This is a genomic window from Anaeromassilibacillus sp. SJQ-5 (assembly GCF_054108045.1).
In genome coordinates, this window is sequence record NZ_JBPJWQ010000001.1 from 2,309,345 (window position 1) to 2,333,173 (window position 23,829).

At 63.4% G+C, this 23,829-nt stretch carries 13 protein-coding genes; all 13 read right to left on the bottom strand.

The window, feature by feature from the left end; translation table 11 throughout:
• Positions 1 to 61: 61 nt before the first annotated feature.
• A complete protein-coding gene (folD, locus tag ACSAMM_RS09870) occupies positions 62 to 925 on the bottom strand; it encodes a bifunctional methylenetetrahydrofolate dehydrogenase/methenyltetrahydrofolate cyclohydrolase FolD (RefSeq protein WP_457791221.1) in 864 nt (287 codons plus the stop codon).
• A gap of 76 nt (positions 926 to 1,001) precedes the next feature.
• Positions 1,002 to 2,105 carry a prolipoprotein diacylglyceryl transferase gene (lgt, locus tag ACSAMM_RS09875; protein ID WP_457791222.1) on the bottom strand — a complete coding sequence of 368 codons (1,104 nt, stop codon included), beginning with the start codon at positions 2,103 to 2,105 and terminating at the stop codon, positions 1,002 to 1,004.
• A 21-nt stretch (positions 2,106 to 2,126) separates the two neighbouring features.
• Positions 2,127 to 3,398: an EF-P 5-aminopentanol modification-associated protein YfmH gene (gene yfmH, locus ACSAMM_RS09880; RefSeq protein WP_457791223.1), complete on the bottom strand. Its 1,272-nt coding sequence runs from the start codon at positions 3,396 to 3,398 to the stop codon at positions 2,127 to 2,129.
• The gene (yfmF, locus tag ACSAMM_RS09885; RefSeq protein ID WP_457791224.1) at positions 3,398 to 4,681 is read right to left on the bottom strand and encodes an EF-P 5-aminopentanol modification-associated protein YfmF; all 1,284 of its coding nucleotides are present in this window, start codon (positions 4,679 to 4,681) and stop codon (positions 3,398 to 3,400) included. The genes yfmH and yfmF overlap by 1 nt, the downstream gene beginning before the upstream one ends.
• Before the next feature lie 860 nt (positions 4,682 to 5,541).
• Positions 5,542 to 5,994 (bottom strand): IS200/IS605 family transposase, encoded by a 453-nt coding sequence (gene tnpA, locus ACSAMM_RS09890; RefSeq protein WP_457790176.1) that lies wholly within the window; start codon positions 5,992 to 5,994, stop codon positions 5,542 to 5,544.
• Positions 5,995 to 6,270: 276 nt separating this feature from the next.
• The gene (locus ACSAMM_RS09895) at positions 6,271 to 13,662 is read right to left on the bottom strand and encodes a GH36-type glycosyl hydrolase domain-containing protein (protein WP_457791225.1); all 7,392 of its coding nucleotides are present in this window, start codon (positions 13,660 to 13,662) and stop codon (positions 6,271 to 6,273) included.
• Positions 13,663 to 13,879: 217 nt separating this feature from the next.
• A complete protein-coding gene (locus tag ACSAMM_RS09900) occupies positions 13,880 to 14,167 on the bottom strand; it encodes a hypothetical protein (RefSeq protein WP_178723974.1) in 288 nt (95 codons plus the stop codon).
• Positions 14,164 to 14,907, bottom strand: a complete 744-nt coding sequence (locus ACSAMM_RS09905) for a 5'-methylthioadenosine/adenosylhomocysteine nucleosidase (RefSeq protein WP_178723973.1) — start codon at positions 14,905 to 14,907, stop codon at positions 14,164 to 14,166. Before ACSAMM_RS09905 ends, ACSAMM_RS09900 begins: the two co-directional genes overlap by 4 nt.
• A gap of 177 nt (positions 14,908 to 15,084) precedes the next feature.
• Positions 15,085 to 16,287, bottom strand: coding sequence for an elongation factor Tu (gene tuf, locus ACSAMM_RS09910; protein WP_457791226.1), 1,203 nt, complete (start codon positions 16,285 to 16,287; stop codon positions 15,085 to 15,087).
• A gap of 253 nt (positions 16,288 to 16,540) precedes the next feature.
• A complete protein-coding gene (gene fusA / locus ACSAMM_RS09915) occupies positions 16,541 to 18,625 on the bottom strand; it encodes an elongation factor G (RefSeq protein WP_457791227.1) in 2,085 nt (694 codons plus the stop codon).
• Between the two features lie 253 nt (positions 18,626 to 18,878).
• A complete protein-coding gene (rpsG, locus tag ACSAMM_RS09920; RefSeq protein ID WP_178723673.1) occupies positions 18,879 to 19,349 on the bottom strand; it encodes a 30S ribosomal protein S7 in 471 nt (156 codons plus the stop codon).
• Between the two features lie 201 nt (positions 19,350 to 19,550).
• The gene (gene rpsL, locus ACSAMM_RS09925; protein ID WP_178723671.1) at positions 19,551 to 19,979 is read right to left on the bottom strand and encodes a 30S ribosomal protein S12; all 429 of its coding nucleotides are present in this window, start codon (positions 19,977 to 19,979) and stop codon (positions 19,551 to 19,553) included.
• Between the two features lie 158 nt (positions 19,980 to 20,137).
• On the bottom strand, positions 20,138 to 23,809 hold the full coding sequence (gene rpoC / locus ACSAMM_RS09930; RefSeq protein WP_178723669.1) for a DNA-directed RNA polymerase subunit beta': 3,672 nt from the start codon (positions 23,807 to 23,809) through the stop codon (positions 20,138 to 20,140).
• Between the last annotated feature and the right edge of the window lie 20 nt (positions 23,810 to 23,829).

Below are 23,829 nucleotides of genomic sequence, written 5' to 3' on the forward strand. Positions count from 1 at the left end.
TCAAGGGCGCGCATCCCCAAAACAGGCCGCCCGGCGGCGCCGGTCGGCCTGTACGGAATGCTTATTTCCCCATCAGCAGCGCGTTCTGCAGCTTGGCCGCCATGACGGTGTTTTTCAGCAGCATGGCGATGGTCATGGGCCCCACGCCCCCGGGCACCGGGGTGATGCAGCCCGCCACCGGCTCCACCGCGGCATAGTCCACGTCGCCGCACAGCTTGCCGTTTTCGTCCCGGTTCATCCCCACGTCGATGACCGCCGCGCCCGGCTTGACCATGTCGGCGGTGATGAACTTCGGCCGCCCCACCGCCGCCACCAGAATGTCGGCGTTCCGGCAGATGCCCTGCAAATCCTGGGTCTTAGAGTGACAGATGGTCACCGTGCCATTTTCGTGCAGCAGCAGCATGGCCATGGGCTTGCCCACGATGTTGCTCCGCCCGACCACCACGCAGTTTTTGCCCGCCACCTCCACACCGGTGCGGTGGAGCAGCTCCATCACGCCCGCCGGCGTACAGGGTAGGAAGTGATAATCGCCGATCATGATATGCCCCACGTTGGCCGCGTGAAAAGCGTCCACATCCTTGCGCAGGGAAATGGCCTCGATGACCGCCTTCTCCTCCAGATGGGCCGGCAGCGGCAGCTGGCAGAGGATGCCGTTGATGTCGCTGCGGTTGTTCAGGCTTTCCACCAGCGCGAGCAGTTCGTCCTGGGTGGTGTCCTCCGGCAGGGCGAATTCCTCCGAATAAATCCCCGCCTCGGCGCAGGCCTTTTTCTTGTTGTTGACATAGACGCGAGAGGCCGGATCGCTGCCCACGATGATGACCGCCAGGCCCGGGACGATCCCCTTCTCCTTCAGCGCCGCCACGTCGGACGCCACATCGGCCCGCACCGCCGCCGCAATCGCTTTTCCGTCAATGATGGTCGCCATGTTCCATTCCCCATTTCTTTATCTTCCCACAGGCACGCGTTCCGGCCGCGGCGGTACGCACCGCCGCGGCCGGATTTCAGACCTGTTTGTCCGTGTCGCTTTCCCCGTCCGGGGCCGTTTCCTGGGCGGGCGTTTCTTCCGTCCCGTCCGGCGCCGGCTCCTCCGTCACGGCCTCGTCTTCGCCGGCGGCCTGAGGCGCGTCCTCGCCCGCCGTTTCGGCCGGCTCGCCTCCAGCCTCGGCGTCCTGCGCGCCCTCTTCCGTTTCCCTGGCGGCCTCTTCCGCCGCTTCCTCGGCCAGCTCCAGGCTCTCCTCGAACAAATCCTTGGGGGACTGGGCGGCCACGTTTTTAAAGATAAAGAACAGCGCGATGCCTCCCAGAACGGCCAGCACCGCCACCACCTGGGAAATCCGCATGGTGCCCAGCATCAGGCTGTCGGTGCGCAGCCCCTCGATCCAGAACCGGCCCAGCCCGTACCAGCCGATATACATGGCGAAAATCTGGCCCTTGAACCGGTACGCCTTCTTGGATACCACATGCAGCAGCACCAGGCCGACCAGGCACCAAAGGGATTCATACAGGAAGGTGGGATGCACCGGCAAATCCGGATCGTATCCGCCGCCCACGACGCCCTGCTTGATGATGTCGCCGGTCATGGCCCAGGGCAGGTTGGTGTTGCCGCCGAAGGCCTCTTGGTTGACGAAATTGCCCCAGCGGCCAATACTCTGGCCGATGAGAAAGCCCAGAGACGCGATGTCGAACATGGCCAGGGTGTTCACCTTGCGCACCCGGCACATCCACAGCGCGGTCAGGAACGCGAAAATCACCCCGCCGTAAATGGCCAGGCCCCCGTTCCATACCTGCAGAATGGTGATGGGATCGCTGAAGAACTGCGCCCGATCCTCGGAAAACACCACGTAATACAGCCGCGCGCCCACAAAGGCGAACAGCGCGGACACCAGCACCACGTCGATCATGCGATCGGGGTTCAGGTCGAACTCCTTGGCCCGCTTGAGCGCGTAAATCATGGCCAGCAGGAACCCCACGGCAATGATGACGCCGTACCATTTGATGGTAACGGGCCCGATGCTGATAAGATCGGGCGAGATGGGGATTTTCCATCCCAAATTGGGAAACTCCACGTAATGCTGCATGGAAACTACCAGTCCTTTCGGTCGCATATGTAGTCCCCCTCCGGGGACTTAAGCGTGCACCACCGACAGCGCGGACGATTCCGCCCGCAGACTGCCGTGCAGAAGGTCATATACCGATTGTAGATCAAGTGAGGCCGCCGCGTCAATAAGGGCGAAGGGTTTTCTGCCGTAAAAATAATCGTTTACCAGAAAATCGCCGCAATTCTCCACGCTGTTCAGCGCCGTAATCAGCCGCCCGTACAGGGCGTTGCGCGCCGCCTCAAAATCGGCGGGGGCGAATCCTTCCCGTCTGGCGCGGGCCAGCTCCGCCTCGACGGCCTGCCGCACCGCGTCCGGGTCCCGGGATTCCCCGGCGAACAGCCAGACCGCGTAACCCGGCCCCTCAAAATAATCGGCGCCGAACTGGGCGTTTATCAGCCCCTCGTCCATCAGCCGGGCGTACAGCGGGGACGCCTTGCCCGCCAGCAGGTCCAGCAGCACCTCCGCCGCCGCCAGCTCCTCCGCCGTGCGGCAGCGGGTGCCCTCCTCCCGCGGAATGACCTCTTTGTAGCCCAGATAGAACAGCGGGGCGCTCACCGGCATGGTCTCCTCCACCCGGGAGGTCACGGCGTCGGCGGGCTCGTCGGCCGGCGTGCGCTCCAGCTGCCACGCCGGCGCGGGCTTCAGCATCCTGTCCGCCACCCGCAGCACCTGCTCTGCCGTCACATTTCCCGCCACCACCAGCACCATGTTGCGCAGGTTGTAGAAGGTGTTGTAGCAGCCGTAGAGCAGCTCGGGCGTGATTTGCGCGATGGATTCCACCGTGCCCGCAATGTCAATTTTGATAGGATGCTCGTGGTAGAGAGCGCGCAGCAGGTTGAACAGCACCCGGCGGGAGGGAGAATCCTCGCACATCCGGATTTCCTGGCCGATGATCCCCTGCTCCTTGGCCACCGTCTCGGGGGTAAAATACGGCTTCTGCACGAAATCCAGCAGGATTTCCAGCGACTCCTCCACCCGCTCGGTGCAAGTGAACAGGTAGGCCGTCTGACTAAAGCTGGTGTACGCGTTGGCCGACGCGCCGGTACGGGCGTACCGCTCGAAGGCGTCGCAGTCCTCGTTTTCAAACAGCTTGTGCTCCAGATAATGGGCGATGCCCGCCGGCACGGTGACCGGCCCCTGTTCGGTGGTGAACGCTGTGTCGATGGAGCCGTACCGGGTGGCGAACACCGCGTAGGCCGACTGGTACCCCTTCTTGGGCCAGACGAAAATCGGCAGGCCGGAGGGATGGTCGATGCGCACGCATTCTTCCCCCGTCCGCTCGCTGCGGATAACCTCCATCAGTCCTCGCCCCCTTTCTCGGATTGCAGCAGATACACGCATATCGGATGCACCTGCCGGGCGGCGGCGCAGACCTCGTCCCGGGTCACGGCGGCCAGCGCGGCCGCCGATTCCTCCGGCGAGGTGAACCGGGGGCTGACGCTCTGCCGCAGGTACCAGCCCATCCGGCTAGACTGGAGATCGTCCACCTCCTGGAACTGGTTGAGCACGCTGCGCCGGGCGGCCTCCAAATCCTCGTCGGTGAACGCCCCCTGCCGCAGCAAATCCAGCTGCCGTAGGATCTCCGCTTGGGCCTCGTCGGCCTTGGCCGCCTCCACCCCGCTGTCCACCAGCATCACGCCCTTGATATAGTCGTAGGAGGAGGCGCAGTAATAGCATAGGCTCAGCTTTTCCCGCACACTGCGGAACAGCATGGAATGGGGCGTCCCGCCGAACAGGGCGTTCATCAGCCGGGCGGCCATGCACGCCTCGTCCGGATCGGCGATCCCCACCCGGAAGCCCATGTCCAGCTTGGACTGGTTGACCGCCATGGTCTCGGTGCGCCGCACGGGCTGCTCCGGCGGTGTGAAGGCCGTGCGGGTGGTCAGCGCGGCGGGGTGGCGATCGCCCCACACGGCAAACCCGGCCCCGATGGCCGCGGCCGCATCGGCCCCCTCGGCCCCGCCTTGGTAAATCCAGAGGATTGACGCCGTGGAAAGCAGTTCCTTCCAGGCGGCGGTGGCGTCGGCGGGGGTCAGGGCCTTCGCCCGCTCGATATCGCCGTACACCCCCACCGCGTAGGGCTCGCCCGGGCAGAGCAGCTGCTCGCACTTGTGGCGGGCGTACAGCCGTTTTTCGTTGATTTCCGACTCGATGATCTCCACGAGGCAGCGCCTCTCCGGGTCCACGTCGGCCTCGCGAAATACGCCGTCCTCCAGCGCGGGATTGAAAATCATGGACAGCAGCAGCTTCGCGCAGTCGGCAGCCACCGGCTCGTCCTTCAGGGCGTACCGGTCGTCAATGCAGTCGGCGGTCAGCAGCAGCGCCTGCTGATCCCCCACCCGGGACACCCCAGCGTGAATCCGCGCGCCGTACAGCTGGTTCAACCGCCGGTTAAGGGCCGTCATATCCGGATACGCCGCGCAGCTGCGGCAGAGGAGATGGGGCACCAGGGCGTACCGGGCGGCGGTCTCCTCCTTAAGCGGCAGCAAAAACGCCGCCGTCAGGCGGGCCGTTTTGAAGCGGCTGTCAGGCAGGGATAAAAAGGAAACGCCCGGGGCGATTGTTTGCGGAATGGGCGGCAAGTCACATCACATCCTTTGTTCCAATCAGCCCTGCCGCACCGGCGGGGCTGTAATTTTTACCAGTATACCAAATTCTCCGGCGAAAGTCCAATAGAACCCCGCAAACACCAGCGCCAGCCTTGTAGGAACGGCCACCGCTCGCCCGTAGGACAGCGCTCAATCCCACCCTCCCCCACTACCAACGGCGAGCCAAAGCCTTCCCCTTGAGGGGAAGGTGGCGTCCGGCTCCGTCGGACGTTGGATGAGGTGGAAAATGCGGAACAAGAACCCACTTACGGCACCCCACCCCCGGATCCCCGTATGGGCTCGGCGTCTAAAGACGCTGAGACCGGCAGATTCAGAGCATCCCCCCGAATCCGTCCATCCTCCCACGCAGTCCAGCCCCAAGACAGTCGGTCGCCCCACTTCCGCAACACGTGGCGACGCACAAACGAGGCGGGGCCGGCAGCAAGCAGAACGCTGCCACCGCATGGGCATTAGCGGGCGCACTTGCGGCGACGCAGGCTTACAAAAGGTTTCATTTCTCCTGTGGCGGGTCGAAGCCCGCAGCGACACAGCGCTCGCCGCGAGCCACAACGTCGGCCTCCCCCCGCCGGCTGGTTCTATAAGGCTTTTTCTTTCTCCCCCTTCTTTCTTTTTCACGCACGAAAAAGAAAGAAGGGGTGCGGGAGCGGCACAAGTTCAATAGGGACGCGGGGTCCTACCCCGCATACCTACCCCTAACCCGATAGAACATGAACTAGCCCGCCGAGTCATGACCACCCGTAAAACGGGTGGCATGAAGGAGCCCTAGAAGGGCATAGGAAGGCCAGCGCCTAAAAGACGCTGGCTTTCACTATGTTCAAGCCGTAGTGGACTGACTACCGGCTACCCTTGAAAGGGTCGTCGTATTCTTTGGTAGTCAATTTGTCTTCGAGCATATCCTGCTTTTCCTGCTCTCGGATATATTTCTTGATGGTTGCCTCATTCAGTCCAACGGTACTCACGTAATACCCGGTTGCCCAGAAGTGCCTGTTGCCGAACTTGTACTTCAGATTCCCGTGTTTTTCAAAGATCATCATTGCCGATTTCCCTTTCAAGTACCCCATAAAGCTGGAGACGCAATATTTCGGCGGTATCGACAACAGCAGATGCACATGGTCGGGCATCATATGCCCCTCCAATATCTCCACACCCTTCCATTTGCACAAATCCCGAATATACTGCTGTATATCCACTCGTAATTGGTTGTAGATGATCTTTCTTCGATACTTCGGACTGAACACGATGTGGTACTTGCATACCCATTTTGAATGTGCTAAACTTTGTGCCATAGAGCAACACCTTTCCTTCTTTTTTGACGGCTTGAACATCGTCATTATACCAGGAAAGGTGTTGCTCTTGCTTAAGCCCACAATCCCACCCGCCTAGCGGGCGGCTTTTTGTAGGGGCCACCGCTTCGCGCTGTCCCCTACATGCTTAAGCATAGTCAAAGCCTTCCCCCTCAAGGGGGAAGGTGGCGTCCGGCCCCGCCGGACGCCGGATGAGGTGGAAAGCCAAAACAATCTCCCGCCCTTGGGTTTTCCTCCAATGGCTCCCATGGCCGCCTCTTACAGGTTCAAATGCACCTTGTGCCTCTTCCCGTCCAGCGGGACCTCCTGCGCCTCCTTGCCGTCCACCGTCAGCCCCTTGGCCTCCTCCCGGGCCACTGTAATGGACAGCGGCGTGTTCAGCAGGGTGATTTTCAGGCTGTACCCCGGCCACCCGACAGGCAGGCAGGGCTGCAAATCCATCGCGTTCCCCCGGGGTCGCAGCCCCAGCAGGTGCCGGAACACCGCCGTATACATCCACCCCGCCGCGCCGGTGTACTGGCTCCACCCCACCCGGCCCGGGCAGGCCGGATTGGCGTAGACGTCCCCCGCCAGCGCATAGGGCTCGCCCCGGTATTTTTCTCCCAGCCCGTCGGTGTACTTGGCGATGGTGTTCAGCAGGCGGAGCACCCGCGTCCCGTCCTCCGGCCGCCCCGCCTCAAACAGGGCGATGGCCAGCCAGGCCGCGGCGTGGGTGTACTGCCCCCCGTTTTCCCGTACCCCGGCGGGGTAGGAGGAGGTGTAGCCCACCCGCTTGTCCGGCTGTCCGAAGGGAGGCGCGAACAGCTTGAGCAGCCCGTTTTCCCCATCCTCCAGCTGCCGCAGGGCGGTGTCCAGCGCGGTTCCCGTGTGTGAGGCGTTCAGGCCGCAGAGCACCGCGAAGCTCTGGGACAGGCTGTCAATGGCGCAGGCCCCGGCGCCCTCCCGGCCGAGTGGGGTGCCGTCGTCCAAATAGGCCCGTAGATAGCGGTCGCCGTCAAAGCAGCTTTCCGCCGCCTGGCGGTATCCCTCGGCCACAGCCTCGTATCGTCTGGCCCGCTCCTCGTCCTGCCGTCCTCGGCAGATGGGAGAAAACCTGGTGAGCGTCAGGGCCAGGAACATGGCCAGCCAGACGCTTTCCCCCCGTCCCTCGGCCCCCACTCGGTTGAAGCCGTCGTTCCAATCCCCTGATCCCATCAGGGGCAGATAATGGCTGCCGTGGGTGATGGCCTTGTCCAGCGCCCGCACGGCGTGCTCGTACAGGGAGGATCGGTATCCGGCCGTCTCCGGCTCAAAATACCGCTCCTGCTCCTCCTCGGTCAGCGCCGGGCCGGTCAGCCAGGGGATCGGCACGTCCAGAATGCCGGTGTCCCCGGTGAACTCGGTATACGCCGCCAGCACGAAGGGCAGCCACGCCAGATCGTCGGAGCAGCGGGTGCGCACCCCCCGCAGCCGCCGGCCGGGAAGCCGGTGCCACCAGTGGAGCACGTCCCCCTCCTCGAACTGGACGGCCGCGCACCGCTGGAGCTGTCGGGCGGTCAGCTCCGGCCGCAGCCATAGGGCGGCCAGCGTGTCCTGAAGCTGATCCCGGAACCCCCATGCCCCGCCGCACTGGTAAAACCCGGTGCGGGCGAACAGACGGCAGGTGACGATCTGCCGGGGCAGCCAGTGGCTGCACAGCGCCGCCAGCTCCCTGTCGGGGCAGTCCAGCGCCGGTGCCGGCAGGGTCATGGGCTTGCCACCCTCCGCCAGCCGGGGTAGGGCCATGACTCCCTCTTGATGGGCGCCGTAGCCCAGCACGAAGGTGATGGTCTCCCGTCTTTTCGGGGGCAGCCTTCTACGCACGATGACCGCCCCGCAGGGGTCGGGGATGGGCGACAGGGTGCCGCCGCCCCAGTTCCCCGCGAGGAAGCTCCCCCGATCGCAGTCACAGCCGTCCGCCCCTCCCACGGCGGTGAGTATCAGGCCGCCGTGGATGTCGGAAAAGGGGTTGCGCAGTAACAGGGCTCCCTGCTCCCAGCGGGCCACGGTATGGCGCGCCTGGCGGCGATCCACCCCCAGCGCCGGCTCGGTATAATAGGCAGCCTGCACGTCCGTTTCCTCCTCCGCTGTGTTCTCGATCTCCAGGGTCACCCGCTTGACCATGCCGGCCGCGGGCACCGTCACCATCACCGCCGTGCGCAGGCTCCCGGCCCGCCCCTCGTACCGGGCGTAGCCGTCCCCGAATATGGGGGTGGAGCCCCACACCGTGTCGTACACCCTGCCGCCGGCCCGCAGCAGCAGCATCTCACCCCGGTTGTCCGACGACACGTCGTTGAACCAGGGGGTCAGCTTGTTCTCCCGGGCGTTGATCGCCCAGGTAAAGCCCAGCGCCTTGTCAGATACCAGGGTGCCAAAGGTCGGGTTGGCCAGCACATGGCACCAGGGCAGCCGGGGCCCGCCCCCGGCCGGATCGTGCAGCACAAAGCGCTCTCCCTCGAACCGCCCACCTGGGATTTCCAGCAAATTTCGAGGACTTTCTGTTATTTTTCCGTCTCGTTCTACAGGTTGTATAGAAATCGGCATATATTCGACAGGAGGCAGACCGGTGCGCTGGAGATCCCGGGCCCCGTTGTGCACGCAGACGGCGGTGAGCAGGGCGGCGGCTTCCTCCCCGTGCTGCATCAGGTTGACGGTGTGAATGCCGCCCCTGGCCCCCAGCATCTGGATACAGTCCACCGCCTGGGCAGCCTCCCGCAGGGCCTCCAGCACCGGCGCGTCATAATCGCCGCCTTCCCGGTAGAGGATGACCAGCTCGGAGTCCACGCCCCCCAGCTGGAGGGAACGGTGCAGCCGCATATAGGGCTCGGCCCGGGACGCGTCCGCCGCGTTGTGCACCTCCATGAGCACGATGGGGAAATCCCCCGAGATACCCAGGGGCCAAAGGGCCGCCTGTCCCCGGGTGTTTTCCCGGGCCGCCTGGGCCCACTCCCGGGACATCCGGGGCGGATAAAACAGATCGGGCAGAATTTGGGCCGCCAGCTGGGCCTCCACCCCGCCGAAGGGGGACTTGGCCGCTTTGGCGGCGGTCAGCCGCCCCTCCCGGCGCATTTCCACCAGACGCGTCACCGCCTCCCCCTCGGTGGGGGCGGCGGCCAGCACAAAGGTCAGCGCCGCCTTCCCCTTGGGGGGGACGTCCAGACTCAGCCGCAGGGCCACGGCCCCGTCGGGCACCCCGCTGCCCGCACTGCTAAAGGGGGCGTTCATGTTGCCGGGCAGGGACGCGGTGCCCAGGGGCCGGGTCAGCAGCGCCTCCCGGTCGGCCTCGTATTCGAAGGGCGCCCCCTCCAAGAAGCCCGCCGCCAGGCACATGGGCGGCTCGTCCCCCCGCCGCCGGCGGGTGACTACCAACGCCTGGGCCGCCTCCTCCTTATGGGCGGAGAGGAACAGGCGGGAGAAGGCTGGATGCGCCTCCACGTCCTGCCGCCGGGACAGGCAGGGCTCGAAATAGAACAGCACCCGGGCCTGCACCGTGGCCGCCGATTTGTTCTGGAGGATCAGCTGCCGCTGTTCCCCGGGCAGGCGGGGATGCACCATCACTCGCAGCCCGGCGCTGAGAATTCCCTTCTCGGCAAAAAAAGCGGCGTAGCCGTCCCCAAAGGTGGCCCGGTGATTGTCCAGCGCCGCCAGATCGGGGGCCCGGGTGAGGGAAAAAGCGCCCTCCCCGCCGTCCACCAGGGTGAATATCCCCTGGGGCCGACGGAGCAGATCGCCGCTGTGCATGGTCATGTCCATTCCCCGGCAGACCGATACCCCGGTGCCGCTGTCGCTGACGGCCAGCATCCACTCCCCGCCGGACAGCAGATGCACCTGAGGGGAGCGGGGATTGACCAGAGCGATGTCCTGCGTCACGGCCACGCTGCGCCCCGGCAGCTCAGGGGCCGTCGGCTCCTTGACCATGTCGTAGACGGAGCAGTTGACCGGCGCCTGCTCGTTAAGCAGCTCGCTGGCCCGGGCCATGTCCCCGTCCCGCAAAAAGCGGCGAACAAACACGTCGTCCAGCAGCACGTTGGCGCAGGCCGCCATGCTCATGCCCACATGGTGGGCCATATAGCTGCGCACGACGGAATACCCGCCGCCCGCCGCCCGGCCCTTGGTGAAGTCCGCGGCCTCGTAGAAGCCGCAGCGCCCGGTCATGCCCAGCCGCTCCAGCCGCGACAGGTTGCGCAGCGCCCCCTCCGGATCGGTGGTAAGGGTCAGGAAGGTGGCATAAGGGGCAATGACCAGATCCGCCGCCATTCCCCTCTTGAGGGCCAGGCGGGGCACGCCATGGGCCTTGTATTGATAGTTGAGATTGCTGTCGAAGGCGTAAAACCCGCTTTCGCTGACGCCCCACGGCACGCCTCTGGGCGGCCGCCGTTTCTGGCAGTGGAGGCAGAAGCGCAGCGCCTCATACCCCATGGAGCCCTCGTAAGCCGGCAGCAGCAGCCGGGGCATGAAATACTCGAACATGGTGCCTGTCCAGGACACCGGCCCCACATAGCCGGCGGATTTGGCCAGCATCCGGCCCAGCGCACCCCAGTGCTTCTTGCTCACCCGGCGGGTGGCAATGGCAAAATACCCGGTCATCCGGCTCTCGCTCATCAGCAGATCGTAATAGGACGGGCTGGCTTCCCCGGTATCGGGATCTAGGCCGATATGGAACAGGGCCCGCCGCTTGTTGTACAGGGAGGTGAGATCCACGGCCATGTACAGCGCGCGGATGCGGGCGGCCAGCTCCTCCCCCCGCGGATCCCTCAGCTCCAGCAGCCCCTGCCGCAGGGCCACCAGGCAACAGGCCAGGTTGCCGCTGTCCACGGTGGAGACATACCGGGGCGACAGGGGCCGCAGGGTGCGGGTGTCGTACCAGTTGAGCAGGTTTCCCTTCCATTTTTCCAGCTTTTCCACCGTGGCGACGGTGTTCTCCACCCGGTTCAGCATGTCGGACACGTCGATGAAGCCCAAATCCCGGGCGGCCAGCACACACAGCAGGTACAGCCCGATGTTGGTGGGAGAGGTGCGGTGGGCCACCCGCCAGACCGGGGATTCCTGCAGGTTATCAGGGGGGAGGTAGTGATCCTCCGGGGTGCACAGCTCTTCGTAGAACCGCCACATGGCGGCGGCATAGGTGTGCACCTGCTCCCGCCCGGCGGCGGACAGATCCGGCTTTTTGGCGGCCGCCGGACGGGCCGACCAGAGCGCCAGGGGGATGAGCGCCAAGAAAAACAGCCCCGCCAGCCGCAACAGTGCCCCGCCGAAAACCAGGCAGATGGCGGCCGCCGGCAGGGAATACCAGAACCGGCGCAGGGCGGAGAGAAAGCCGCCCCGCCGGCTATCCGCCTCAGCGGCGGTGACCCATTCCAGCATCCGTTTCCGGCTTTTCAGCCGCCACAGGGCGATGCCCATGCCCGACAGTCCCACCCACGCGGTGGCGGGCAGCATGACAAAGGTGACGCCCGCCTGCGCCAGGGCGCCCATGGCGCGGGGCATCACCCGGGAGTAATATTTGCCCGTCAGGGTCAGCCAGCCGCCATGCACCAGGGAAAGGAAGGCGGCCAGCAGCTGGCCGCTGACGGCGGAGAGAATGGCCGCCAAAGCCAGAACCCCACCCCGTTCAAACAAGGGGGAGAGCAGCAGGCACAGCAGGATGAGCGCCGGCGTCAGGGAGCGGCGCAGGTTGTCCAGCAGCTTCCACTTGTCCAGGCGGGTAAAGCAGAGGGCGGGATGCCATAAAAAGGTGATATTCTGCCAGTCTCCCCGGATCCAGCGATGAAGCCGGTCGAGCCAGCCGCCCATGCCGGAGGGAACGCCGTCGGTCATCTCCACGTCGGAGACCAGGCCGGTGCGCAGCAGGCTGCCCTCTAAAATGTCGTGGCTGAGCACCTGCTCGGGCGGGAACACTTCCTCGGTCACCAGGGCGAAGGCCTCCACGTCGATGAGGCCCTTGCCCGCGAAAATGCTCTCCTCAAACCCGTCCATATACAAATCGCCCGCCACCACGTCGTAGGCAGTGATCCCCCCCTGCCCCGCCATCACGCGGGAAAAGGGGGTGCGGTCGGCGGAATCCAAGGTAACCCCCATCCGGGGGGTGAGAATGCCGTAACCGGCCACCACCCGCTGGGTGATGGGGTCGATGACCGGCCGGTTGCAGGGGTGCAGAGCCGCTCCCACCAGCTGGGAGACGGTGTCCATGCGCATGTCGGTGTCGCTGTCCAGAGCCAGAAGGTATTTGGTGCGCCGCAGCCGGTCAATATTCCCCTCCAGGGCCAGGAATTCCCCCTCCTGTCCCCGGATGAGGCGGACAAGCTGGGTGATGGCCCCCCGCTTGCGCTCCCAGCCGGAATAGCTCTGCATGGTGGGACTGAAGGTGCGGGGCCGCACGGCCAGCACAAAGCTGCCGGGGCAGTAGTGGTTGAGCCGCCGGATCTCCCGGGTCATGGCCGCGATGTCGGCCTCGTCCTGGGGCATGGCGGGGTATTTCGCCTGTTTGAGATCGGCCAGCAGGCAGATCTGCACCGCTCCGGTGCCGTTGGTGTTGTACAGGCGGGCCAGATGGGCCGCTACCTTGCCGGCGCTGTCGGCCGTGGGCAGAAGGGTGGAGACAGTAATGAGGGTCCGTCCCTCCTCCGGCACGTCCCCTTCCAAATCCATGCGGGGCAGGCGGCGGGGCTTGAGGCCCATGCGGGCGACGTGCTCCACCACGGGGCGCAGCAGCTCCCACAGCGGGAAATAGAGCAGCGGGATGGCCCAGGGGCTGCCGATAAGCACGGCCAGGGAAACCGCGGCCAGCAGAGGCAGCACCAGGGTGCAGGCCAGAGCGGCCCGTCCACGCGCCCGGCGGGCCGCCCGGTCTTCATCCAGCAACCAGTGGCCCACGTGCCTCTTGCGGCCCTCCGGGGCGGTGGCAGCGGCCTCCACCGCGGCGGCGGCCACCGCCCCCTCCCCGATCTCCTGGCGGATGGCCTTGAGAGCCACCGCCCGGCGATAGTCGGCCCGGGTGTCCTCGTCCATGCGGGTATACAGGCCGGCCGGATCCCCGGTCAGCAGCTTTTCTACCACGCTGTGCTCCTCCGCCATGGCGACAAAATCCAGCTCCGCCATCTGGCGCAGGCCAGTGACCGCGGCACTTATCCACCGCTCCCCCTGCTCCGGCTCCGCCCCGCAGGCGTCGGCCGCCAGCATCACCAGCGCGGCCTTCAGGCACAAGGGCAGCTGTGCCAACTCGAAGACGGTTAGAGGCCGCTCTTCATCGGCCATGTCCAGCAGCCGCCGAATCTCCTCCGCCCCCGGCAGCCCCTGCTCCTTAAGCATCCGGCGGAACAGCCGGTAGGTCACCGGCTCCCCGTCAGCACAGGGCTGCCGGTCGGCGTGGCGCAGGGCGGAGAGGGCGCCTTCGCCTTCACGCAGCAGGAGGTGGTAGTTGTCTCCTAGCCATTCGTCTGCCGCTGTTTTGCCGCATTGTACCGCCCGGCGATAGCTGCGCCGCAGGGTGCGCATGGCCCGGCGCAGCTCCCTGGCCAAGCGCCATAGGCGGGCGGTTTTGGCGGGCTCCGCCAGGGTTTCCCGCACCAGAGACCGGGTCAAGGCCTCCTCTTCCCGTTCCATATCCGCCCCGTTTTCCCTTTGTTTTTCCATGCTGATCCTCCTATGCTCCGATAAGGATAGCATGTACAATTCTCCCTAAAATATGTCAATTCGCCTCGATTTCCTTGGATCACTATCCGCTTTTTTTCGCCCGCAAGCGCTTTGTTTCGCCTGTTTTCTTCCGGTTTCGCCCGCCGTCGCTCTGTCGTTCAGCTTGGCTCAGGGCTAAAAAAAGCGCCCTTGGAACGTGTGTTCCAAGGGCGGCTTTTTAGCCTTTCAGAGCATTTCGCAGCCAGTTTTGCAGCAGGGAGAGCAGGACGCCGAGGGTGCAGAAGGCGGCAAGCAGGCCGAATTTTTTCAGCCCGCGGGTATTGGACAAATAGACGGCTGTCGGACCGTCGTCCCCCGATACGACAGCGACCGTCGAGGCTTTTTCATCCCCGGGGGCGATCACCGTCAGGGGCAGCACCCAATGGACGAAGGCGCCGATGACCGCCGCGAGCAGGGAGAGGACGCGGCAGACCTTATTCAGCCGGGACAGAAAAGCGGCAGTCAATCGCCCCGCGCCCCCTCCCATTCCTCCACATCCGGGAGGTTTTTCAGCATGGCCATGACGATGCCGGCGCTGGCACGGGCGGCCTGCTTTTCAAAGGTATCGAAGGACACCACGGCCTGCTGGCCGGCCAGGTCGGATATAGCCCGCACCACCACGAAGGGCACCCCGTTGGCGGCGGCAGTCTGCGCGATGGCGGCGCCCTCCATTTCCACGGCGGCGGCCCCGAAGCGTTCCCGGACGTCCGCCTTGACCGCCTCATCGGAGACAAACACGTCCCCTGAGGCGATGACGCCCTCGATCACCTTCCCGGCAAAGGCCTCATCCCGGGCCGCGGCCTCAAAGGCGGCGATCAGCCGCCTGTCGGCGGCGTAGAGAGTGGGAAGGGAATCGTCCTCCCCGCTCATATAGCCCTTAACATGGCCGAAGCTGGTCAAATCAAAATCGTGCTGCACCGAGGCGGCGCCGACCACCAGATCCCCCACCGCCAGGCAAGGATCCAGGCCGCCCGCCACGCCGGTATTGATAAGCGCCCCCACGTGGAAGCGATCGATCAGGGCCTGGGCGCACAGGGCGGCGCAGACCTTGCCGATGCCGCAGCGGGCCACCACGGCGGGCTTTCCGGCCAGCAGGCCGTAATGGAATTCGAGGCCCGCGTGACGCAGCACCGCCCCCTCCTCCATCTGCTGCGTGAGCAGCTCCACTTCCGACGCCATGGCGCCGATGATGCCGATAATCCCCATATTGTCTGCCCCTTTTATTCATTCTGCTTGAGGTAAGCGACGACTCCGTCCATTATTAAACCACAAAAGGGCGGCAAAGGCAAGCGGCGCTTTACGCGTTTAGTATGCCGGAAAGCCGCCCGGGATATGCCATAAGAAAAACGGCCCGCTGTAAAAGCGGGCCGTTTTTAAGCGAAATTAGCCGTTGATCTTGCTGACAACGCCGGAGCCAACGGTGCGGCCGCCTTCGCGGATAGCGAAGCGGAGGCCTTCCTCGATGGCGATGGGGGTGATCAGCTCCACGTCCATCTCGACGTTATCGCCAGGCATGCACATTTCCACGCCCTCGGGCAGGGAAATGACGCCGGTCACGTCGGTGGTGCGGAAATAGAACTGCGGGCGGTAGTTGTTGAAGAAGGGGGTATGACGGCCGCCCTCGTCCTTGGACAGGATGTAAACCTGGCCATGGAACTTGGTGTGAGGATTGATGGAGCCGGGTTTGCACAGAACCTGGCCGCGCTCGATCTCGGTACGCTGAATGCCGCGCAGCAGGGCGCCGATGTTGTCGCCGGCCTCCGCGTAGTCAAGCAGCTTGCGGAACATTTCGATACCGGTGACGACGGTCTTCTTGCGCTCGTCGGTCAGGCCGATGATTTCCACTTCTTCGCTGAGCTTCAGCTGACCGCGCTCCACACGGCCGGTAGCGACGGTGCCGCGGCCGGTGATGGTGAAGACGTCCTCAACAGGCATCAGGAAGGGTTTGTCGGTGGTGCGCTCCGGGCTGGGGATATAGCTGTCGACAGCTTCCATCAGCTTGAGGATGGGCGCATACTCGGGAGCGTTCGGATCGGTGGAGGTGCACTCCAGCGCGACCAGAGCGGAGCCCTGGATGATGGGGGTGTCGTCGCCCGGGAACTCATACTCGTTGAGCAGCTCGCGGATTTCCATCTCGACGAGCTCGAGCAGTTCGGGATCGTCGACCTGGTCGACCTTGTTCATGAACACGACGATATAGGGCACGCCGACCTGACGGGAGAGCAGGATGTGCTCACGGGTCTGGGGCATGGGGCCGTCGGCAGCGGACACCACCAGGATAGCGCCGTCCATCTGCGCAGCGCCGGTGATCATGTTCTTGACATAGTCGGCGTGGCCGGGGCAGTCAACGTGGGCATAGTGACGGTTCTCCGTCTCGTATTCCACGTGAGAGGTGTTGATTGTGATACCACGGGCGCGCTCCTCGGGAGCCTTGTCGATGTTGGCGTAGTCGACGAACTCAGCGTCGCCCTTCATCGCGAGCACCTTGGTGATAGCGGCGGTCAGGGTGGTCTTGCCATGGTCGACGTGGCCGATGGTGCCGATGTTTACGTGGGGCTTGTTTCTTTCAAACTTTGCCTTTGCCATTTGGATTTCCTCCTTTTTATAAACCAATCAAAAATGCAGCAGTGCACTTCCCCATTTTAGCAAGTCCCCGTGGGAATTTCAAGTGTTTTCCAAAGAAATTCACCGGGAAGAGGCCATCCTCCCTCCATGAAAAGCGGAGGGCTGCCGGAAAAGGGCGAATTCCGTCCTTTTCCGATGGGCTAGGGAAGGAATGAGGGGTTGAGCGTAAGAATGCCAGACGCTACCTCTCCTTCAAGAGGGAGGCTTTCGCGCATCAATCCTCTTTCTTGACGCGCTTGGCGATGATGGCTTCGGCCACGCTCTTGGGAACCTCCGCGTAGTGAGAGGGCTCCATGACGTACTGGCCGCGGCCCTGGGTACGGGAGCGCAGGTCGGTAGCGTAGCCGAACATCTCGGACAGGGGCACGAGGGCGTTGATCTGCTGGGCACCGGTAACGGCTTCCATGCCCTGCATCAGGCCACGGCGGGAGTTGATGTCGCCGATGACGTCGCCCATGTAATCCTCCGGCACGATGACGACCACTTTCATAATCGGCTCGAGCAGCACGGGATCTGCCTTGCGCATGGCCTCCTTGAAGGCCATGGAGCCAGCGATCTTAAACGCCATTTCAGAGGAGTCAACCTCGTGATAGGAGCCGTCGTACAGGGTGACCTTCACGTCCACGACGTTGTAGCCGGCGAGCACGCCGGACTGCATAGCGCCCTGGATACCGGCGTCGACCGCAGGAATATATTCCTTCGGGATGACGCCGCCGACGATGGCGTTGACAAACTCATAGCCCTTGCCCGGCTCGTTGGGCTCGAGCTTGATTTTGACATGGCCGTACTGGCCGCGGCCGCCGGACTGACGGGCGTACTTGTGATCCACGTCGGCCAGCTTGCGCACGGTCTCCTTGTAAGCCACCTGGGGAGCGCCGACGTTGGCCTCCACCTTGAACTCACGCAGCAGACGGTCGACGATGATTTCCAGATGCAGCTCGCCCATACCGGCGATGATGGTCTGCCCGGTTTCCTCGTCGGTGTAGGTCTTGAAGGTGGGGTCTTCCTCCGCCAGCTTGGCGAGGGCGATGCCCATCTTCTCCTGGCCGGCCTTGGTTTTCGGCTCGATGGCCACGCGGATAACCGGCTCCGGGAATTCCATGGATTCCAGGATGACGGGATTCTTCTCGTCGCACAGGGTATCGCCGGTGGTGGTGTTTTTCAGGCCCACCGCGGCGGCGATGTCGCCCGCGTAGACGGTCTCGATGTCCTGCCGGTGGTTGGCGTGCATCTGCAGAATGCGGCCGAGCCGCTCGTTGTTGTCCTTACAGGAGTTGTACACCGTGGTGCCGGCGTTGACGGTGCCGGAATAGACCCGGAAGAAAGCCAGCTTGCCCACAAAGGGGTCGGTGGCGATCTTAAATGCCAGAGCGGCGAAGGGCTCGTCGTCGGACGAATGCCGTTCCACCTCTTCCTCGGTCTCGGGATTGATACCCTTGATAGCGGGGACGTCGGTGGGGGCGGGCATATAGTCGATGATGGCGTCGAGCAGCTTCTGCACGCCCTTGTTCTTATAGGACGTGCCGCAGGTCACGGGCACCATGGCGTTGGCCAGGGTGGCCTTGCGGATGCAGGACTTGATCTCCTCGATGGTCAGCGTCTCGCCGGCAAAATACTTCTCCAGCAGGGCGTCGTCCTGCTCCGCAACATGCTCCAGCAGCTGCTCATGATACATCTGCGCGTCGTCGGCCATATCGGCGGGGATCTCCTCCACCCGAATGTCCTTGCCCAGATCGTCATAATAGACGTAGGCTTTCATTTCCACCAGGTCGATGATGCCCTTGAAGGTATCCTCGGAGCCGATGGGCAGCTGGATCGGCACGGCGTTGCACTTGAGCCGCTCCTTCATCATGTTGACAACGCGATAGAAATCGGCGCCCATGATGTCCATCTTATTGACGTAGGCCATGCGGGGAACCTGGTACTGATCCGCCTGACGCCACACGGTTTCCGACTGGGGTTCCACGCCGCCCTTGGCGCAGAACACGGTGACGGATCCGTCGAGCACGCGCAGGGAGCGCTGCACCTCGACGGTGAAGTCCACGTGGCCGGGGGTGTCGATGATATTGATGCGGTGGTTCTGCCAGAAGCAGGTGGTGGCGGCGGAAGTGATGGTGATGCCGCGCTCCTGCTCCTGCGCCATCCAGTCCATGGTGGCGCCGCCGTCATGGGTTTCGCCGAGTTTATGATTGATACCGGTATAGAACAGGATACGCTCGGTCGTCGTCGTTTTGCCGGCGTCGATGTGCGCCATGATACCGATATTTCTGGTTTTTTCCAGAGAGACTTGCCTTGCCATAAATGTCCTCCTTTTTATCCTCAATAGGTCGCAACGCCGCTGACTAGCGGAAAGATGTGGTATATAGCATGCCGCGCGGGGACAGAAAAATGCGGCCGCATCCCTCCGACGCGGCCGCATCCCGGATACACGCGGCATCCGCGTCCTATCCAAAATTCCGCCGCCAACGGAGGGCGGGGGGATTCCCCGCAGCGTTCCGTTAACAGCGTAGCGCTCCTATGGGAACGGTGGGGCCTCATGCCCTAGAGGGCTATTACCATCTGTAGTGAGCGAACGCGCGGTTGGCCTCGGCCATCTTGTGGGTGTCGTCGCGCTTCTTGGCGGCGCCGCCGTTGCCGTTGATGGCATCCAGGATCTCGCCCGCGAGACGTTCCCGCATGGTCCGCTCGGACCGGGCGCGGGAATAGGTGGTCAGCCAGCGCAGGCCCAGGGTCTGGCGGCGATCCGGACGGACCTCGATGGGCACCTGATAGGTGGCGCCGCCGACACGGCGGGCCTTGACTTCCAGGACGGGCATGAGATTCTCCATGCACGCCTCGAAAACCTCCAGGGGCTCTTTGCCCGTCTTTTCGCGGATGATGTCGAACGCGTCGTAGACGATCTTCTGGGCAACGCCCTTCTTGCCGTCAACCATCACGTTGTTGATGAGCTTGGTCACCAATTTGGAATTGTAAAGCGGGTCAGGCAAAACGTCGCGTTTTGCGATGGAACCTCTTCTCGGCACTTTACTTCCCTCCTTCATAATGATGATATCACAGGTACTCGAAAGTGACATGCTCCCGTTGGCCGACATAGAGGACAGCACCACACAACGCCGCCGCCCCCGGCTGGGCCGGGAACCGCTTCGTATATATAGTCAACTGCCGCTACATCGCAGCCGCTGATGAAAATGTCGGGTTTTTGACGCAAGCCGGATACAATCCGCTTACTTCTTGGCCGCTCCGGCCTTGGGACGCTTCGCACCGTATTTGGAACGGGCCTGCATTCTCTTGGCAACGCCCTGGGCGTCCAGGGTGCCGCGCACGATGTGATAACGCACACCGGGCAGGTCCTTCACACGGCCGCCGCGGATGAGCACCACGCTGTGCTCCTGCAGGTTGTGGCCTTCGCCGGGGATATAGGACGTGACCTCGATCCCGTTGGACAGGCGCACACGGGCCACTTTACGCAGAGCCGAGTTCGGCTTCTTCGGGGTGGACGTTTTCACCGCGGTGCACACGCCGCGCTTTTGGGGAGAATTCTGATCGATCGGAACGCGCTTTTTGGAGTTCCAGCCCTTGAGCAGAGCCGGCGCCTTCGCCTTCTTCTCCATCACTTCCCGTCCCTTGCGGACTAACTGGTTAAAGGTTGGCAATCATAACACCTCCTGTTGATGAACCTGTACCAATGGCCGTTGAATGGCTATTGGGACTGGTTCTAATTTCTATTTTCAGCGGCAGTGCCGCCAAAAACCATGACAGGGCCGGACAACCCGTCCGGGCGAATACCCAATTCGGTATTCTAGCACGGCAATCAGACGTTTGTCAAGTCCGATTCTTCCGGCTCCAGTTCCGGCTCGTCCTCGTCGTCCTCGCCGGCAAAGGTGGGGAGTTCCTCCTCCTTGTCCTCCTCTTCCAACATGGAACGCAGGGTGGCGATATAGGGATCCGACTCGGGCTCCTTGGTGCCCACCACGTCGACGTCGGTATACACCTGCATACCGGTGCCGGCGGGAACCAGCTTGCCGATGATGACGTTTTCCTTCAGGCCGATGAGCGGGTCGACCTTGCCTTTGATGGCGGCTTCGGTCAGCACGCGAGTGGTCTCCTGGAAGGAGGCGGCGGAAAGGAAGCTGTCGGTAGCCAGGGACGCCTTGGTGATGCCCAGCAGGACGGGCGAACAGGTGGCCTCTTTGAGATGAACCTCCCCGTTTTCAATCCGCTGATGCACGCGGGCGTTCTCGGCGTCGAACTCGGAGCGGTCGATGAGGGCGCCGGAGAGCAGGTAGGTATCCCCCGCCTCGTCCACCCGGACCTTGCGCATCATCTGGCGGACGATAACCTCGACGTGCTTGTCGTTGATGTCAACGCCTTGCATCCGGTAGGTGCGCTGGACTTCCATGATGAGGTAGTTCTGCACCGCCTCGGCGCCGCTGATGGCCAGAATGTCGTGGGGATTGATAGACCCCTCGGTAATCCGGTCGCCCTTCTTGATAAAATCGCCCTCGTTCACCCGCAGGCGGGAGCCATAGGTGATGACGTAGGAGCGCTCGTCGGGGTTCTCGGTATCGGTGCTGGTGACGATGACCAGACGCTTTTTCTTTTCCTCCGCGAACCGGACCACACCGTCGATTTCGCTGATGATGGCCAAGTGCTTGGGTTTGCGGCCCTCGAACAGTTCCTCGACACGGGGCAGACCCTGGGTGATATCCTCGCCGGAGGCGATGCCGCCGGTGTGGAAGGTACGCATGGTCAGCTGGGTGCCGGGCTCGCCGATGGACTGGGCGGCGATGATGCCCACGGCCTCGCCCACGGTCACCGGGTCAACGGTGGCCAGGTTGGAGCCGTAGCAATGGGCGCAGACGCCATGCTTGGCCTCGCAGGTGAGCACCGAACGGATTTTGATGCGTTGGACGCCGTATTTCTCGACGATGATCTCGGCATCCTTGTCGTTCATCATCTTATCGCGGCTGACAACCACCTCGCCGGTGGCCGGGTCGCAGAAATCATCGGCCAGGTACCGGCCCACCAGACGCTCGGTCAGGGGCTCGATCATTTCCTTGCCGTCCTTGATGTCGTAGACCTCGATGCCCTCGTGGGTGCCGCAGTCGGTCTCGCGGATGATCACGTCCTGGGACACGTCCACCAGACGGCGGGTCAGGTAGCCCGAGTCGGCGGTGCGCAGGGCGGTATCGGCCAGGCCCTTTCGGGCGCCGCGGGAGGAAATGAAGTATTCCAGGATGTTCAGGCCTTCACGGTAGTTGGCCCGAATGGGCACCTCGATGGTGCGGCCGGAGGTATTGGCGATAAGGCCGCGCATGCCGGCCAGCTGACGGATCTGCGAGATGGAACCACGGGCGCCGGAGTCGGACATCATGAAAATGGGGTTATAGGGGTCCATGTTGTCGTTCAGGGCCTGGGTGACCTTCTCGGTGGTGGAGTTCCAGGTGGAAATGACACCGCGATACCGCTCCTCGTCGCTCATCAGGCCCTTATTGAACAGGCGGGTGATGTTGTCGACGTTGGCTTCCGCCTCGGCGATGAGCTGCTTTTTCTCCGGCGGGATGGCCGCGTCGCACACGGCGACGGTCAGCGCGCCGCGGGTGGAGTATTTATAGCCCTGGGCCTTGACGGCGTCGAGCACCTCGGAGGTCTGGGCGGCGCCGTGCACCTTGATGCACTTTTCAATGATCCGGGACAGCTGCTTTTTGCCCACCTTGAAGTCGATTTCGTACAGGAAGCGATTATCGACGGTGGAACGGTCGACGAAGCCCAAATCCTGAGGAATGGGACGGTTGAAGATGATGCGGCCGATGGTGGTTTCCACCAAGCGGGACTGCATCACGCCATCGATTTCCAGGGTGCGGCGCACCTTGATTTTGGCGTGCAGGCCGATGACCTTCTCGTCGTAGGCCATGACGGCCTCGTTTTCGTCGCGGAAAATCTTGCCTTCGCCCGGCTCGCCGGGCTTATCGATGGTCAGGTAATAGGAACCGAGCACCATGTCCTGGGTGGGCACGGCGACAGGCTTGCCGTCGGAGGGCTTGAGCAGGTTACCGGCGGCCAGCATCAGGAAGCGGGCCTCGGCCTGGGCTTCGGCGGACAGGGGCACGTGAACGGCCATCTGGTCGCCGTCGAAGTCGGCGTTGAAGGCGGTGCAGACCAGGGGGTGCAGCTTGATGGCGCGGCCTTCCACCAGAACGGGCTCGAACGCCTGAATGCCCAGACGGTGCAGGGTGGGGGCGCGGTTGAGCATGACCGGATGGTCCTTGATGACGATTTCCAAAGCGTCCCAAACCTCGGGGCGCAGCCGTTCCACCATCTTGCGGGCGGACTTAATGTTGCCCGCGGCGCCGGTTTCCACCAGCCGCTTCATGACGAAGGGCTTGAACAGCTCGATGGCCATTTCCTTGGGCAGGCCGCACTGGTACATTTTCAGTTCCGGGCCGACGACGATAACCGAACGGCCGGAATAGTCGACGCGCTTACCCAGCAGGTTCTGGCGGAAGCGTCCCTGCTTGCCCTTGAGCATATCGGACAGGGATTTCAGGGGGCGGTTATTGGGGCCGGTGACCGGACGGCCGCGGCGGCCGTTGTCGATGAGGGCGTCCACCGCTTCCTGCAGCATCCGCTTCTCGTTGCGCACGATGATGTCGGGCGCGCCCAGCTCAAGCAGACGCTTGAGGCGGTTGTTCCGGTTGATCACCCGGCGGTAAAGGTCGTTCAGGTCGGAGGTGGCGAAGCGGCCGCCGTCCAGCTGCACCATGGGGCGGATATCCGGCGGGATGACGGGCACCACGTCCAGGATCATCCACTCGGGGCGGTTGCCGGACAGGCGGAAGGATTCCACCACTTCCAGGCGTTTGAGCAGCCGGGCGCGTTTCTGGCCGGTGGCGGATTCCAGCTCTTCCTTGAGCTCCTTGGACTGGGCCTCCAGGTCGATTTCTTCCAGCAGCTTCTTGATGTATTCCGCGCCCATGCCGGCGTCGAATTCATCCTCGTATTTCTCCCGCATGTCGCGGTAGTCCTTATCGGTGAGGATCTGCTTTTTGGTCAAGGGGGTGCGGCCGGGATCCACCACGATGTAGGAGGCGAAATACAGCACCTGCTCGAGCAGGCGGGGGGAGATATCCAAAATCAGGCCCATCCGGGAGGGGATGCCCTTGAAGTACCAGATATGGGACACGGGGGCGGCCAGCTCGATGTGACCCATCCGCTCCCGGCGCACCTTATTGCGGGTGACCTCGACGCCGCAGCGGTCGCAGATCTTGCCCTTGTAGCGGATGCGCTTATATTTGCCGCAGTGGCATTCCCAGTCCTTGGTCGGGCCGAAAATCCGTTCGCAGAACAGGCCGTCCCGTTCCGGCTTCAGGGTGCGGTAGTTGATGGTTTCCGGCTTCTTCACTTCGCCGTAGGACCAGCTCCGGATTTGGTCGGGAGAGGCCAGACCGATTTTGATTGAGTCGAACACATTGAATTCCATCATAAAAGTTACAGCCCTCCCCT